A 15,898-nucleotide genomic window follows, 5' to 3' on the forward strand; every position below is an offset into this window, starting at 1 on the left:
TTTTTTCTAATTAACTATTTTTATCGATTTTATCATGATCTTGCCTCTGTCTCACATTTATTTGAAATGACTATAATTGGTGAACACCTCATCTTTCCGAGAACCGCTATATATCCTGGAAGCCTTATTAAGTGCAACTTCATAGTAAATTGGTATTACTAGACTTTTGTACTACACGTATGCTACACTAACATTGTAGCTCGTGCCCTCGCAGGAAGTCCCCTCATGGCAAATGCCAATATTCCTCAAAATTTCAACTTAATCCTACCCGCAGGAACCCAAATTGTCACCAAAATAGAGGTCAAAAACCCCGCCAGTGACCAATCTTGGAAACCGGGATTAGTAGGCGTCATCGTTCAATCGCCTACGGACAATTCCCACGCATATTTAGTTAAACTCCCAGACGGAACAGAAGTTAGTCTGCGGCGGCACGAACTCAGTATCCGCAAGCAGTTTCAGAGCGAAGGATTGCAGTCAGGAGGAGATTTTCTTGCAGAATACAACCTCTATGATTCTGTAATTTACCGCTGCATTGTTGGTTCCCGAGCTTATGGTCTTGATAACGAACAATCCGATACAGACAGACGCGGGATTTACCTGCCGCCGGCAATACTTCATTGGTCGCTTTACGGCATTCCAGAACAATTGGAAAACAAGGAAAATCAGGAATGCTATTGGGAACTGCAAAAGTTTTTAATCTTGGCACTAAAAGCTAATCCAAATGTGCTAGAATGTTTGTACACGCCTTTAGTAGAAACACTTTCTCCTGTAGCACAAGAATTGCTCGAAATTAGGGAAATATTTCTTTCTCAATTGGTTTATCAAACTTACAATAGCTACGTTTTGTCTCAATTTAAAAAAAGGGAGCAAGACCTCCGCAATACCGGGGAAATTCGTTGGAAGCACGCGATGCACTTAATTCGCTTGTTGCTGTCAGGAATTACGGTGCTCAAGGAGGGGTTTGTCCCCGTTCGCGTGCAGGATTATCGATCGCAACTTTTATCTATCCGCAACCAAGAAATATCATGGGATGAGGTGAATCGCTGGCGGTTGAGTTTGCACGGTGAGTTCGATCGCGCTTTTGCTGCAACTTCCTTACCGGAACGTCCTAATTACGAGAAAGCGAACCTGTTTTTGATTAAATCTCGTAGAGGTGCGATCGGCTAAAAGGGTTTACGAGAGCATTAATTTGAGACATATATGGTTGGTAAAACCCGCCCCTACAGGTATTTGCAATTGTTTAACCGGAATTGAAATTAGCATTGATAAAATGTTGAAAAAATGACAGAATACATCTCTAATCTCGCCCCAATTATCTCCGTTCAACCTTACCCGCTGCTGTTTGCGACTGTCAGCGGTTCGCACTTATACGGGTTTCCTTCGGCAGATTCAGACTTCGACTTGCGGGGAGTACACATTTTGCCGCTACCGAAAGTAATTGGGCTGATTTCTGGAGAAGAAACAATCGAAATTTCTGAGGTTCGCGATGGAATGCAACTCGATTTAGTAACTCACGACATCAAGAAATTTTTTGAGTTGCTGTTGAAACGCAACGGCTACGTGCTAGAACAACTGTATTCGCCGCTGATAGTTTACAGTACAAAGGAACACGAGGAATTAAAAGAGCTCGCCTCGAACTGCATCACCAAGCATCACAGCCACCACTATCTCGGTTTTGCTCACAATCAGTGGAAATTGTTTGAGAAAGAACAGCCGCGCCGGGTGAAACCGCTGCTGTATGTTTACCGGGTGTTGCTGACTGGGATTCATTTGATGCAAACGGGGGAGGTAGAGGCAAATTTGGTAAAACTAAATGAAAAATTTCAGTTGTCGTACATTCCCGATTTGATTGCGAGAAAGCTCGGCGGGGAGGAAAAATCGGTGCTGGAAGATGCTGAGATAGAGTTTTATCGACAAGAGCGCGTTCGACTGGTTAATATATTGGTAAATGCAAGTAGTACAAGTCGTTTGCCGTCAAATTCTGATGCAAAGGTTGCTCTTAGCGATTTTCTGGTAAAGGTGAGGATGTCATCGGTGAACTAAGCTATTTCCTGTCTAATTTGCATACTGCGGACGGGCGGGACGCCCATCCCACAATAGCTGGGTAAAATTAGTCGTCTGGTGCAGCCGTGCACCCTACAGATTAGTCGCTACATATTAGTCGCGGACGGGCGGGACGCCCATCCCACAAGAGTTGGCTAAAATTTAATGTCGGATTCTGGAGACTATTTTCTCTAACTTCTCGCATCCGGCTGCAGATAAACCAAAATCTCTAATTTCCCCTTTGAGATTGGAGAAACTGCCGAAGCCGGCGACATAACCGTTGACTCTTGCTGCTACAGTGGAGTTAACAAACTGAGTGCGATCGAATTCTTGCATCAGTTCCGGTTCCTGACGCAAATAATATTTTTGATGGTAATCCTCAGCCCAATAAAACTGGGTCAAAGGCTGAATTAATGTATAAATTTCGACGCCATTAGCTTTTTCGCGATCGAGTTTTAGTTCAACACATTGCTTTTGTGATTCACTGCGATAGAAAACGGCATCCATGTACTGGCGAGACCAACTAGGAGATTGCCGGGGATTGTGACTTCTCCAGAAAATCTCTAGCAGTTCAGCATAGGAAATGTGCGATCGATCGAAATCTATTTCTACCGCTTCAATATGATTCCCTATGTTATGATAATTGGGGTTTGCTGTAGTCCCGCCCGCATAACCGACGCGAGTTCGCACGACTCCTTTGATAATTCCAAACTGCGCGTCGGGAGACCAAAAACAACCAAGTCCAAATGTAGCTGTTTCTATTGTTTCTGGTATTTTAGTGTTCATTGGTGGCGGGTTGTGTGAAGAAGATTTTTTTTACCGCAGAGGGCGCAGAGGGCGCTAAGAAAGAGGAAATAGAGAAATGTTGCTTTTGACAAATCACTTAGAGTTATTTTTCGTACCTGCGCGGCGTGTAAACCCAAACATCTCCATATTTGCGGGGAATAATCCGAGTCTGACTCGAACCGACAATAACTAAAGTTCTCATGTCGGCGTCTTGCGGCTGGAATTCGCCGAGGGTGCAAACGCGCACAGATTGACCGGGCCGGCCGAGGTTTCGCCCTAGTATGACGGGGGTTTTAGGATCGCGACTTTGCAACAAAATCTCGATCGCCCTTGCGAGTTGCCAAATCCGCTGTTTTGAGATGGGATTGTAAAATGCGATCGCGAAATCTGCGATCGCAGCAGCCGCAATCCGCTGTTCTATGACCTCCCAAGGCTTGAGAATATCGGAAAGCGAAATCACGCAAAAATCGTGTCCGAGGGGTGCTCCGATCGCAGCAGCGGCTGCCTGCATGGCTGAAATGCCCGGTGCCACCCGAATATCAATGCCTTGCCATTCGGGTTTGGCATCAAAGTCGATCGCCTCAAACACCGCCGCCGCCATCGCAAAAATACCCGGATCTCCCGACGAAACCACGGCTACAGATTTGCCGGATGCTGCTAAATCTAAGGCAAAACGGGCGCGATCGATCTCTTCCCGGTTCTCGGAATCGTGCCGCTTTTGCCCTTCCCGCAGGGTTCCAGCTAAGTCGAGATAGAACTTGTAACCCACCCAATCCGTGGCTTCGCGCAGAATTTCCTTAACCTCCGGGGACATCCAGGGCGCGCCTCCGGGGCCGGTACCGACGATCGCCAGTTTGCCGCGGCTAATTCCGATCGCCCTAGGATCAAAGGGTTCGGCGGCTAGGGCGATCGCGCAATTGAGTGCGTTTGGGCGATCGGACTCGATTAAGTGACTGTTTGCACCGGCTGCTGTCAGGGCGATTTGTGCGGCCTTATTTTCGATGAATTCAATTGAGTCTAATTCGACAAGTTCGGAGAGATTGAAAAAGCGGACTGGGACTTTAAAAAAATGTGCTATATCCTCAAGTGCCGGGTTTCCCATCTCCTCTTTTAATGCAAAAAATCCCGCAACGGAAGCTGGCGCTAAACCTGCATTTTCCAAGAGTTTCTGGACAAATGAAACCGCTATTTCCGGCTCAATATTCGATAGCTTTGTGAGTGCAACTGCCACAATTTGCGGATGGTAAACTAAACAATCGGGCGTTGGCGCAATTGCTTTTTCGGTGACGCGGATCGTCAATTTTGCGTCGGGGGCGATCCTCTTCGAGGGCTTCGCTAACGGCAAATTGCTCTCGGAAAGCCAGCTTGCAGCCCCTTCTAGGCGTACTTTTGCCCCGGCGAGCAAATTTGAAATAAAAGTCTTTGCGTCCTCTGGATTCGCTAAATAATACCCTTGAGGAGGACTCAGCAACGCGGTGCGAAACCGAATATCTCCGGTGGTGGTAATGGCAGGTTGTACGCCGAGGGCTGCTGCAATCTCTCTGGCCAAATCATTAACGCCGTGCAAACCTCCCAGCAGCGGTACTACGGCGCTTCCGTCTTCTGCGACGGCTAAAACTGGCGGTTCGGCGCGTTTGTCTGACAGCAGCGGGGCGAGGGTGCGGATGATTATTCCGGCGGCGCAGATAGCGATAATTGGGGTTTCTGTGGCAAACAATTCCCGCAATGTTTCGCCGAAGTTGCTAAAGTTGATGTCTGTGTCGGAAGTGCGATCGATTAAACCGTAAATCTGGGAACCGACGAAATGGGCGGAGATTTTTTTGGCGATCGGCTGGCTGTTTTGACCTAAGATAACTATTGCGGGAGGTATTCGATTCACTGTTTTAATTATGTGTGTGTTTGGAGTGGTTTGATTATTTTAATCTTTTGTTAGTTCCCGAATAAATATTTGACGAACCGCGAAGGCGCGAAGGGCGCGAAGGAAGAGTAAGAAGTGAAGCAAGAAGTTTTTCTGTTTTATTAGTGGCACAGGCATCTTGCCTGTGAATCTCTGGGATTAGTTTATCATTAAAAGAACCAAATATTTCGAGGTTGGGCTGTGAAACGCATTGTCTTAATTGCAGGGTTTGAATCTTTTAATGCCGATTTGTACCGGAAAGCGGCCGAGTTGGCTGTTTCTGGGTGTCAGGGATTGGAAGTACGGGTTTTTAACGATCGCGCCCTCGCAGACGAACCCGACGCTGTAGCAGCCGCCCTCTCGAATGCTGATGTGTTTTTCGGGAGTTTGCTGTTTGATTACGATGCGGTAATGTGGCTGCGGGAAAGGGTACAACATATTCCTCTTCGCCTGGTTTTTGAGTCTGCTTTGGAATTAATGAGTCTTACTCAAATCGGCGCTTTTAAAATTGGCGACAAACCGAAAGGTATGCCGAAACCTGTTAAGTTTATTCTGGATAAGTTCAGCAATGGGCGAGAAGAAGATAAGCTTGCTGGTTATATCAGCTTTTTGAAGGTTGGGCCGAAGTTATTAAAATATGTGCCGGTGCAAAAAGTGCAGGATTTGCGAAACTGGCTGATTATTTATGGTTACTGGAATGCGGGCGGTGCGGATAATGTTGTCTCGATGTTTTGGATTATTGCCGAAAAGTATTTGGGGCTGAAGGTTGGAGAAATTCCGCCGCCTGTGGAAACTCCCAATATGGGTTTATTGCATCCTGATTATAATGGTTATTTTGAATCGCCTCGGCAATATTTGGATTGGTATCTGAGTCATCAAAGTGCTAGGGGCGGGCAAGATGCCCGTTCCACAAAAGAGGCTAGACATCTTGATATAAAAAGTTATAACGGGCAAGATGCCCGTTCCACAAAATTTGACACCAATTGGTGTCAAAATTCAGACAGAGGAAAAATTCCGGTTGTGGGCATTTTGCTTTACCGCAAGCACGTTATTACCAAGCAGCCTTATATTCCTCAATTAATTAGCTATTTTGAAGATGCGGGACTTGTGCCTTTGCCGATTTTTATTAATGGCGTTGAAGGCCATGTGGCGGTGCGGGATTGGATGACGACTGCTGATGAAACTGCGCGGCGAAAACAAGGCAAGATTGAAACTCTTTCGCTTTCTAAGGATGCTGTGGAAGTTGATGCGATTGTTTCTACTATTGGCTTTCCTTTGGTTGGCGGGCCTGCTGGTTCGATGGAGGGTGGAAGGCAGGTGGAAGTTGCTAAGCGCATTTTAACTGCTAAAAATGTACCTTATTTTGTGTCCGCACCTCTGCTGATTCAGGATATCCATTCTTGGACTCGTCAGGGGATTGGGGGTTTGCAAAGTGTGGTATTGTATGCTTTGCCTGAGTTGGATGGCGCGATCGATCCTGTTCCCCTGGGCGGTTTGGTGGGTGAGGATATTTATCTGGTGCCCGATCGCGCCAAACGCCTGACAAGTAGAATTAACAATTGGGTGAAATTGCGCCAAACTCCGCCATCTGAAAGGAAAATTGCGATTATTCTCTACGGGTTTCCTCCCGGTTACGGTGCGGCGGGTACGGCTGCTTTATTAAATGTACCGAAATCGCTGCTAAATTTCCTGCACAAACTTCAAGCCGCAGGTTATACAGTTGGAGAAATTCCGGCTGACGGTGAGGAGTTAATTCGCAGGGTGAAAGAGGCGGATGATGCTGCAACCGCAGATGGGGGCGGATTAACGCAGATGAACGCAGATAGGGAGGGAATTTACGGCAATACTGTTAATGTTAAAACTCTGGAGAAATGGCTGGGCTACTTGTCAACAAGTCGTATCGAAAAACAGTGGAAATCTTTAACGGGTACTGGCATTAAGACAGACGGCGACGAGTTCCACATCGGTGGCATTCAACTGGGGAATGTTTGGATAGGTTTGCAGCCGCCGCTGGGAATTTCGGGCGATCCGATGCGCTTAATGTTCGATCGCGATTTGACGCCTCACCCTCAATACGCTGCTTTTTACAAGTGGCTGCAAAATGATTTGCAAGCTGATGCTGTGGTTCACTTCGGAATGCACGGCACTGTTGAATGGTTGCCCGGTTCTCCTCTGGGAAATACTGGCTATTCTTGGTCGGATATTTTGTTGGGAAGTTTGCCGAATCTTTATATCTATGCCGCTAACAATCCCTCGGAATCGATGTTGGCAAAACGGCGCGGTTACGGTGTTTTGATTTCTCACAATGTGCCGCCCTACGGCCGCGCGGGCTTGTACAAGGAATTGATGGCTTTGCGGGATTTGATTGCGGAATATCGGGAAGATACGGCTAAGAATTATGTGCTGAAAGAGGCTATTTGCCAGAAAGTTTTAGATAGCGGTTTGGAGGCTGATTGTCCGTTTTATGATGCTCGCAAGTTGGGGATTGCTTTTAGTTTTGAAACTGTGGAAATGTTCAGTGCTGATGCTTTTAACCGCTATCTGGTGAAGCTATACGAATATTTGCAGGTGGTGGAATGTCGCTTGTTTTCTTCTGGTTTGCACGTTCTCGGGGAACCGCCTAATTCTGAGGAAATGACTTCTTATCTTGAGGCTTATTTTGGGGAGAGGTTATCACAGGAACAGGTGAAAACAATTGTTTCGCAAGCAAGCACAGGCAAGATGCCTGTGCCACAAGAGGGGTTTGGTGGGGTTTTTGAGGAGGGTTTGTTGGTGCGGGATTTGTTGTTGCAAACGACGGATGAGTTGACTAATCTTTTGCGGGGTTTAAATGGGGAATATATTCTGCCTGCACCGGGTGGGGATTTGTTGCGGGATGGGGCTGGGGTGTTGCCAACTGGTCGAAATATTCACGCTTTAGATCCTTATCGGATGCCTTCTCCGGCGGCTTATGAAAGGGGGCGCGAAATTGCTCGTAAAATTATTGAGAAGCACGTTGAGGAACAGGGTAAATATCCTGAGACTGTGGCGGTGATGTTGTGGGGTTTGGATGCGATTAAGACTCGCGGTGAATCAATTGGAATTCTCTTAGAATTGGTGGGGGCTGAACCTCTTAAAGAAGGTACTGGCCGTATTGTTCGCTATGAGTTAAAACCGTTAGCTGATGTCGGTCATCCCCGGATTGATGTGTTGGGAAATCTTTCGGGTATTTTCCGTGATAGTTTTGTGAATATTATTGAATTGTTGGATGATTTGTTCGTGCGGGCGGCGGATGCTGATGAACCGGAATCGGATAATTTTATTCGCAAACACGCTTTAATTTTGCAGGCAAAAGGTGTGCAGAATTATTGGGCGAGGTTGTTTTCTAATCCGGCTGGGGATTTTGGTTCTTTGGTTAACGATAGGGTTGTTGATGGTAGTTGGGAATCGGGGGATGAGTTGGGGAAAACTTGGGAAAGTCGCAATGTCTTTAGTTACGGGAGGAAGGATAAGGGGGAAGCGAGGCCGGAGGTTTTGACCCAGTTGTTGCAAGGGTGCGATCGCATAATTCAAGAAATTGATTCTGTGGAATACGGTTTGACTGATATTCAAGAGTATTATGCGAATACTGGCGGTTTGAAGAAAGCCGCAGAAAAGCAGCGCGGCAAAAAGGTTAACATGAGTTTTGTAGAAAGTTTTTCTCAGGATACAACGCCGCGCAATTTAGAAGATTTGCTGCGCTTGGAATATCGAACTAAGCTGCTAAATCCTAAGTGGGCTAACGCGATGGTAAATCAAGGTTCTGGCGGCGCTTATGAAATTTCGCAGCGGATGACAGCGTTAATTGGTTGGGGCGGAACGGCTGATTTTACTGATGGTTGGGTTTACGATCAGGCGGCTGATACTTATGCTTTAGATCAGGAAATGGCGCAGAAGTTGCGGGAGGCTAATCCTGAAGCTTTTCGCAATATTGTCGGCAGAATGTTGGAGGCTAACGGGCGGGGTTTTTGGCTGCCGGATGCGGATAAGTTGCAGCAGTTGCGCGAGTTGTACGAGTTAACTGATGAGAAAATTGAAGGGGTGGCAGTGTAGTTTTTTTAATATAAATATTTAGGGGCGGGCTAGAAGCCCACCCCACAATTGTTTCAAAATTTGTCAGGTGCAAGTTAGAGGCGCGGCTATTAAATACCCCGATCGCCCTGCGGTTTTGCTACAGGAACTGACGGTTTTTTATTGGGAGAATTAAAAGCTCGATCGACCATATCTCCAAAGGGAACAAACTGCGGTGCAGATGATTGAGTTCCTGTTCTGAACGTTGTAACTAACCCGCTGCCGTCTTGAGCAAAATTAATCAATCTCGTTAAAGCATCACCGGGATTTTTAGCATTTCGCTTGTCTAGGGTGAACAGCAGATTTTGAGAGTTGCAGCGCCCCCGTCCGTTCACGTAACAAACTACGGGCAAGTTATTAACAATTCCTGTTGTTAACTGCAAGCTGCTCAATCTTCCGCCATTCTGGGCAACAGCTTTGGTCAATCTATTGGAAACAATTTGACAGCGCTGCCAAGGTGTATATTCGCGGCCGAACTCGGTTGATTTCCACAGAATCATTGGATCTGTCGTGACATTTCCCCGCCGCGCAATTGTGACAAAATTCCGACCGGAAGTAACGCACTGAAATGTTGTTCTAGTGTTATTCCAAGAGTTGCTGGCTGGAGCTGCTTGCACTTGGCTTGCAAAGGCGACAGTACCGGCGAAAACTACAGCGGATGCTAATAAGGGTGCAGTGAATTTCATAATAACTCCTGCCGCTAAGGCAGTTAAATTTATGTAGGAAGTCATAGTTGTAGGGGGGCAGTGTCCCTACCTATTCAAATTCCGCTGGTTGGCTGTCGCACCCGGATATTTTTCAAATATTAAATCAGGTTAGTTGCACCTCATGTCTGTAGGTACATGGCACTGCCCTGTCGTTGTTTCAAAACTTGGGAACGCGGCTTTAGGGAGAGGGCAGTCCCGTGTCCTTGTTTCAAAACTTCCAGGCCACGGCGACACAAGTTTCCTAGATAGTCTTTTTAGCTACATTCTGCAAAGCCAGGAGAGTCAACAATGGTAAGTAAAACTACAAGGACAGCTCCGAAATTGGCTGGCAAATAACTTTTTATGAAACCTCGAATCATTGTTTGCGGGTTGGGCCACACGGGACACAAGATTTTTTGTTTGTTGAGACAGCAAGGAGCGATTGTGGTTGGTATTAGCGATCGCCCAATTCGCGGCGAAACTTCTGATGTGGTTGTCGGCAATTTGCAAGCAGCTTCTACCTTGTTGGCGGCAGGCATTCAAAACGCTCACACTTTAGTAATTGCAGCCGACGATGATGCTGTGAATTTGGCAATTTTGATGCAGGCGAGGATTCTCAATCCTCAGATTCGCATCATCAACAGATTGTTCAATACTAGCTTGGGCGACAGGATTGACCACACTTTGCCCGATCACGCTTCCATGAGCGTTTCATCGTTGGCTGCTCCGGTTTTTGCCTTTGCGGCTCTTGGAAATCAGGCGATCGGACAGTTGCGTTTGTTTGATCGCACTTGGCCGATTCACGAAGAATATATCGATGACACACATCCTTGGAAAAATCAAAAACTCAGCGATTTGTGGGACGATCGATCGCGAATGTTGATTTATTATCTGCCGGCCGCTAACAAAACTGATTTAGTATCGGCGGTGCTTGCCGATCGGCAGTGTCAGCAGGGCGATCGGCTAATTGTTGCCACTCAGCCGACTATCCACAGCCCCCAAAAAACTTTAACTCAAAAACTGCTCAAAACATTAACTAGGTTGCACAGATTTCAGCAGCACAGCCAAGCAGCAGTAATTGTTGTACTGACACTGCTGTCAATGATTGCCATTGCTACTGCTACCTATATTTGTGTTGATGATAATATCTCAATTGTCGATTCTCTATATTTTTCTGTAGGGATGATTACCGGAGCCGGAGGCTATGAAAAAGTTGCCGAACAAGCTCCCGACACCATTAAACTATTTACAGTTGTGATGATGTTAGTTGGAGCCGGCATCATCGGCATCTGCTATGCACTGCTCAACGATTATGTATTGGGAACTCGCTTTAGCGAATATTGGGATGTGGCGCGAGTTCCGCAGCGCAATCATTACATTATCTGCGGACTCGGAGGAATGGGTATCCAAATTGCTAAAGAACTGCACAATAACGGTTACGATATTGTGGTAATCGAGCAAGATCCAAACTGTCGGTTTCTGAGCACGGCTCGCTCAATGAAAATTCCGGTTATTCAGGGAAGTGCCAGTTTGCCCGCAACTCTGGAAGCTGCTAATGTTAAGCACGCGGCAGCACTTTTGGCGGTAACTAGCAGCGATATGTCTAATGTCGAAATTGCCTTGAGCGCTAAAGGATTGGCACCGAAACTATCAGTTATTGTCCGCAATCAAGACCCACATTTTGCTTTAATGGTGCAGCAAGTTTTTGAGTTTGAAGGAGTTTTGAACCCGACGGAATTGGCGGCTCCTGCTTTCGCGGCGGCGGCGATTGGAGGCAGAATTTTGGGCAACGGAATGACTGCTGACAGTCTATGGGTTTGCTTAGCCACATTGATTACGCCAAAACATCCTTTCTGCGGCCACCGTATTCAAGACGCTGCTAAGTCTGCGGATTTTGTTCCTCTTTATGTGGAAACTAAGGGTCAAACTCTCCACGGCTGGGATTTACTGAATTGTTGTTTGAGTACGGGGGATGTTTTGTATTTGACGATGCCGGCGAATCGGTTGGAGCAACTATGGAGAACCACCTCTGAATTAATTAAAACTTAATGTTTTTACGTGGGAATTTATGTGGCATATCGCTCAATTGCAACTACAAACCTGATAAAATTGAGCCAGGAGAGTAAATTAGACTTACGGCTAATCCTCAGAAACCAAGTTTCTTCCGGGTTTAGCGCAAGTTCTAGTATAAATAACCAACCGAGTCTCAATTAGTTGCAATTTAGAATGAGAAAATTTTTAGGATTATGTGTGTTTGGCTTGATAATGGCGATCGCCTCTGTAGCTGTCGCCGTTCAACCTTTGTTCGTCGCTTATCCTCCCGCTAACCACAAAACAACAGCCGATCGCATCTTTTTAATCGGCACAGCGCCCGCACCGGGACAAGTGTCGGTAAATGGCAACCAAATTTCGCGCACCACATCCGGGCATTTCGCCCCGACTTTTCCGCTGCAAATCGGCGAAAATCTCTTTACCTTGCGTTACGAAAATCAGGAACTCAAAATTAAGGTTACGCGCGAGTCTAATCAGCCGGAAGCCCCTTTAGGACTGGCTTTTGCTAAAGATTCCCTGACGCCGAAAGTCGATGTCGCGAGTTTGCCAGGGGAATATATTTGCTTTGGGGCGATCGCACCGGCGAATGCTCAAGTTTCCGTAAAATTGGCGGGCGTTACTATTCCTTTAAAAGCGCGATCGCAAGTCGAACTACCCGCCAACAACTCTGTACTTTTAGGTGAAAACTCCCCGATCAAAAAAGACGGCAGCCAACAGTATCAAGGCTGCGGTATTACCCCCCCCACCCCCCCCTTGGCAAGGGGTAGCAATGAGTCTAACTCTTCGCTACCCAAGGCTGAAAAAGTTGATTTAGGAGTGCCTGTATTTGAGCTAACAATAAATGATAAAACTATCAGCCAACAAGGTACTGGCAAGATTTCTATTCTTTCTCCGGCTGACTTAGAAATAGCCGAAGTAACAGCCGATCCTGGCGTCGCCAGAACCGGGGCGACTACAGATTTTTCTCGGATGACACCGCTGCCGAAGGGAACGCGAGCAACAATTATCGGGCGCGAGGGAGAATGGCTCAGACTTGATTACGGTGCTTGGATTAAAGCATCGGAAGTGCGAATTGTCAAGGATTCCGTGCCTCCGCGATCGATTATTCGCAGCGCCAGCTCGCGTCAAGTTCCCGGCTGGACAGAGGTCTTATTCCCCTTAGAAATACCCGTCCCAGTCACCGTGCAAGAAGGAGAACGCACCTTCACTTTAACGCTGTACAATACCACCGCTCAAACTGACATTATTCGCGTCTCTGATGACCCGGTAATTTCACGTTTGGAATGGCAACAAATCTCGCCGCTGCAAGTACAATACATTTTTAATCTCAAATCCGCCCAACAGTGGGGTTACAAGTTGAGATACGAGGGCACCACTTTAGTGTTGTCTTTAAAACACCCGCCTGCGAATACAAGCATGATGCCGAATTCGCAAGCAAAACCCTTATCGGGAATTAAGATTCTCATCGATCCGGGACACGGCGGGCCGGAGGATGGAGGTGCTGTGAGTCCCGTGGGAATTAGGGAAAAAACAGTAGCTTTAACAGTGTCGAAATTGGTGCAACAGGAATTGGTAAATCGGGGCGCGAATGTGCTAATGACGCGGGTAGAAGATGTCGATTTGGATTTGCCGCCGAGGGTGGCAATGATTCAAAAAGAAGAACCTGCGATCGCAATTTCAATTCACTACAATGCTTTGCCGGATAACGGCGATGCCATTAAGACTAAAGGCCTCGCCGCTTTCTGGTTTCACCCGCAAGCGCACAGTTTGGCAATATTTTTGCACAACTATTTAGTTGCCAAGTTGAACCGTCCGAGCTATGGTGTATTCTGGAACAACTTAGCCATGACTCGTCCTGCCGTGGCTCCATCTGTTTTAATGGAATTGGGATTTCTGATCAATCCCGAAGAGTTTGAATGGATTGTGAATCCGACAGAACAAAAGAAATTAGCTGAGGCGATCGCCCAAGGTGTTACCGAATGGTTTGCCTCTGTCAAATAATAGTTAGTAGTAAGGACTGAAGTCATTCTCAAAAAGTTCATAGTCAGGACTTCAGTTCAGTCAATCCAAGGAAATGAAATAATGCTAATTTTTACTCAATCAAAAGCCTTTTTTATTGCAGCCGTCGTTGCAAGTTTTAGCTTCTCACTTTACAGCTTTCCTGTTTTCGGCAAGCAGCAAAGCCTTGCTCCCGCCAAAGCAGAAGCTTTAAAAAAGCAAACTCAATGCTCGTTTATTACAGGTGAAGGTGGCGCTGTTAACATTCGCAAAGGCCCAGGCAATAACTACCCGGTTGTAGCTAAATTGAAAAGGGGAGACGGAGTTAGGGCTGTCAGCAGACAAGGTAAGTGGGTGAAAATTGCGGCCCGATTTTCGGGTAATCCTCCTAATGAAACTTTGACAATCCTTGACGGTTGGGTGAGCAATCAATTTATTAATGGCTGTTCCGAAGACCAATTTGATAGGTGGCGCCAATAGGGAATTTGGTTTGTAGTGAGGATTTCATTCCTGAGTTGAGATCGGGACTAAAAACCTCACTACAAACCTTACCGGGAGATTTTTAAAATTGGTACAAAAAAGGATTTCGCCCTGATTCATTGTTGCATTCTCAACCAGCTAAACACCTGTTCGGCGGTGATATTCAGGGGAATCATTTCGGGCACGGGAAGGACATCGCTACCTTCGCAGAATTGCGGTTGTTGGTTGGGCAAAAATGCTAAAATCGATCGATCGTCTGGCTCGATTAGCCACCCCAACTGACAATTATGTTGCAGACAGTGAATAATTTTTCTAGTTACGCGATTTGAGCTTTGTTGTGGCGAGAGAATTTCGATCGCCCAATAGGGTACAATTAGCACATCATCTACTGGTTCGCCACTGTCATCAAATTGAATCTTTTCCCACAATAGTACCGCAATATCTGGAACAATCGATCGACCGTCAAAGGTACACCGCAACTCTGGAAAAGCATAAGCTATATTGGGAGTTTCCGTCACCTGATTAATTTCATTGCAGGCTTTGGATTGCAATAGGCTGTGCTTTGTTTTCGGCAGCGGTTTTTGGATAATTTCCCCCTCAATGTATTCGCTGGCTGGTTTAGTTTCTGGCAGTTTCAGAAATTCTTCCAGGGTGAGGCGCCCAGTTGCGATCGTCATAAATAAATTCCTCAATGCTACCTATCTTCAGTGTAAGCCAAAAAAATATTTATCTTGCCTTAAAAAGGTGCTATCTCGCCTAATTTTGCGGAACAATCTGCTGTTTAAACTCAAACAAGTTCGGATTTGTAGGGTCATAAAAAGCCCGCAACCAATGCACGTTTGGAGAACCAAAAGTTTCAACTCTAGTAAAATTTTTCATTCTCGGTAGTTGAGTCTCATCGGTAAAATGGGGTAAAGGTTTATCGATGCGGAAATAGTGAGTATCGCCGTGGACGAATACAACCTGTCCTGGGAAATTGCCTGTTTCTGTTTCCAGAGTTGCGATAAAATCGTTGTAGCCACTTCTTCTTTTGTCCGTCGGATCGAGTTCAAATCCTGGATTTGCCTGTGCAACTAACATAATTCCTTTGCTGTTGCTGCGTTTGGCTAAAGTAAAACATTCTTTGATCCACGCTAAGTTAGCTGAATTGCGATCGGCATATTCTGCATCTCCTTCGGGAGTGCGGCCAAAATTGTTGTTACTTCCCGGCATATTAATCGCGAAAAACACAACTCCATGATAAATCCAGCGAACATTTTCGCGGTATTTAGCAAACTGTGGGTTTTCGCTTTGACGGGTGAGAGTTAAGGTGCGCTTTCCCAAACTTTGATTACTGTTGCTAAATATTTCCCGCAGTTTAGCGAGTCTTTCTACTGGATCGTAACTGCCGTTTTTTGAACGGTGGCAGTCCGTCCATTCATTGTCACCATAGGCGAGAACAAACGGCATCTCAAAATTGTTAAATAATTGCTTGCGGCTGACAAAAGTTGCATCATCGCAGACACTAGAACCGTTTTTAATGTCGCCGTCGTGGACGACAAACGCTGCGGGCGATCGATTGATATCTGCAATCAAACTCGGAAATTTTGCTTCCTGTTCGGCACTGTAGGGCAAATCGCCAATCAAGGCAAATTCAAAAGGTCTATCGCCCGAAGTTTGAGCGTAAGTTAAAATCCCAAAACCCGTAATTGATACAAAAATAATCAAGGCAACAATTAGAGAGTTTTTTTTCATTTTGTGAGCCGTAACTAAATTAGTTATGATATCATATAAGTCGAAAAATTACTCTCAAAAATGGCTCTTCAGAACTTGTGGTGATAAGTTTATCTAATCAAGTGCTAAAATGTTTAATGTTTTTGAGTGGTTA

11 protein-coding genes are annotated in these 15,898 nt (G+C 46.1%); 6 read left to right on the forward strand and 5 right to left on the reverse strand.

The features are described from left to right. Window positions 1-225: 225 nt before the first annotated feature. Window positions 226-1,167, forward strand: coding sequence for a DNA polymerase beta superfamily protein (locus tag QUA40_RS23465; RefSeq protein WP_333130326.1), 942 nt, complete (start codon window positions 226-228; stop codon window positions 1,165-1,167). A gap of 114 nt (window positions 1,168-1,281) precedes the next feature. Next, the gene (locus tag QUA40_RS23470; protein WP_333130329.1) at window positions 1,282-2,043 is read left to right on the forward strand and encodes a DNA polymerase beta superfamily protein; all 762 of its coding nucleotides are present in this window, start codon (window positions 1,282-1,284) and stop codon (window positions 2,041-2,043) included. Between the two features lie 162 nt (window positions 2,044-2,205). Here QUA40_RS23470 and msrA read toward each other — a convergent pair whose 3' ends face one another. Further along, entirely contained in the window at window positions 2,206-2,829 is a 624-nt protein-coding gene (gene msrA, locus QUA40_RS23475; RefSeq protein ID WP_333130331.1) for a peptide-methionine (S)-S-oxide reductase MsrA, read from the reverse strand. A gap of 103 nt (window positions 2,830-2,932) precedes the next feature. Beyond that, window positions 2,933-4,708: a precorrin-3B C(17)-methyltransferase gene (cobJ, locus tag QUA40_RS23480; RefSeq protein WP_333130334.1), complete on the reverse strand. Its 1,776-nt coding sequence runs from the start codon at window positions 4,706-4,708 to the stop codon at window positions 2,933-2,935. Window positions 4,709-4,927: 219 nt separating this feature from the next. Between cobJ and bchH the strand changes: the two genes are divergently transcribed. Continuing rightward, on the forward strand, window positions 4,928-8,797 hold the full coding sequence (gene bchH, locus QUA40_RS23485) for a magnesium chelatase subunit H (RefSeq protein WP_333130336.1): 3,870 nt from the start codon (window positions 4,928-4,930) through the stop codon (window positions 8,795-8,797). Between the two features lie 89 nt (window positions 8,798-8,886). Here bchH and QUA40_RS23490 read toward each other — a convergent pair whose 3' ends face one another. Continuing rightward, a complete protein-coding gene (locus tag QUA40_RS23490) occupies window positions 8,887-9,546 on the reverse strand; it encodes a COP23 domain-containing protein (protein ID WP_333130338.1) in 660 nt (219 codons plus the stop codon). A 318-nt stretch (window positions 9,547-9,864) separates the two neighbouring features. Between QUA40_RS23490 and QUA40_RS23495 the strand changes: the two genes are divergently transcribed. The 3 genes from QUA40_RS23495 to QUA40_RS23505 all read left to right on the forward strand — a co-directional run bounded on the left by QUA40_RS23495 (window position 9,865) and on the right by QUA40_RS23505 (window position 14,031). Beyond that, on the forward strand, window positions 9,865-11,550 hold the full coding sequence (locus QUA40_RS23495; RefSeq protein ID WP_333130340.1) for an NAD(P)-binding protein: 1,686 nt from the start codon (window positions 9,865-9,867) through the stop codon (window positions 11,548-11,550). A gap of 177 nt (window positions 11,551-11,727) precedes the next feature. After that, window positions 11,728-13,554: an N-acetylmuramoyl-L-alanine amidase gene (locus QUA40_RS23500; RefSeq protein ID WP_333130342.1), complete on the forward strand. Its 1,827-nt coding sequence runs from the start codon at window positions 11,728-11,730 to the stop codon at window positions 13,552-13,554. An 81-nt stretch (window positions 13,555-13,635) separates the two neighbouring features. Then, window positions 13,636-14,031 carry an SH3 domain-containing protein gene (locus tag QUA40_RS23505; RefSeq protein ID WP_333130344.1) on the forward strand — a complete coding sequence of 132 codons (396 nt, stop codon included), beginning with the start codon at window positions 13,636-13,638 and terminating at the stop codon, window positions 14,029-14,031. 116 nt (window positions 14,032-14,147) lie between these two features. Here QUA40_RS23505 and QUA40_RS23510 read toward each other — a convergent pair whose 3' ends face one another. Both QUA40_RS23510 and QUA40_RS23515 read right to left on the reverse strand, forming a co-directional pair. Then, complete coding sequence (locus tag QUA40_RS23510) at window positions 14,148-14,708, reverse strand: Uma2 family endonuclease (RefSeq protein WP_333130345.1); 561 nt, start codon at window positions 14,706-14,708, stop codon at window positions 14,148-14,150. Window positions 14,709-14,787: 79 nt separating this feature from the next. After that, complete coding sequence (locus tag QUA40_RS23515) at window positions 14,788-15,765, reverse strand: hypothetical protein (RefSeq protein WP_333130347.1); 978 nt, start codon at window positions 15,763-15,765, stop codon at window positions 14,788-14,790. Window positions 15,766-15,898: the final 133 nt, after the last annotated feature.

It is taken from the genome of Microcoleus sp. Pol11C3, assembly GCF_036701485.1.
In the GTDB taxonomy this organism is placed as follows: Bacteria; Cyanobacteriota; Cyanobacteriia; order Cyanobacteriales; family Microcoleaceae; genus Microcoleus.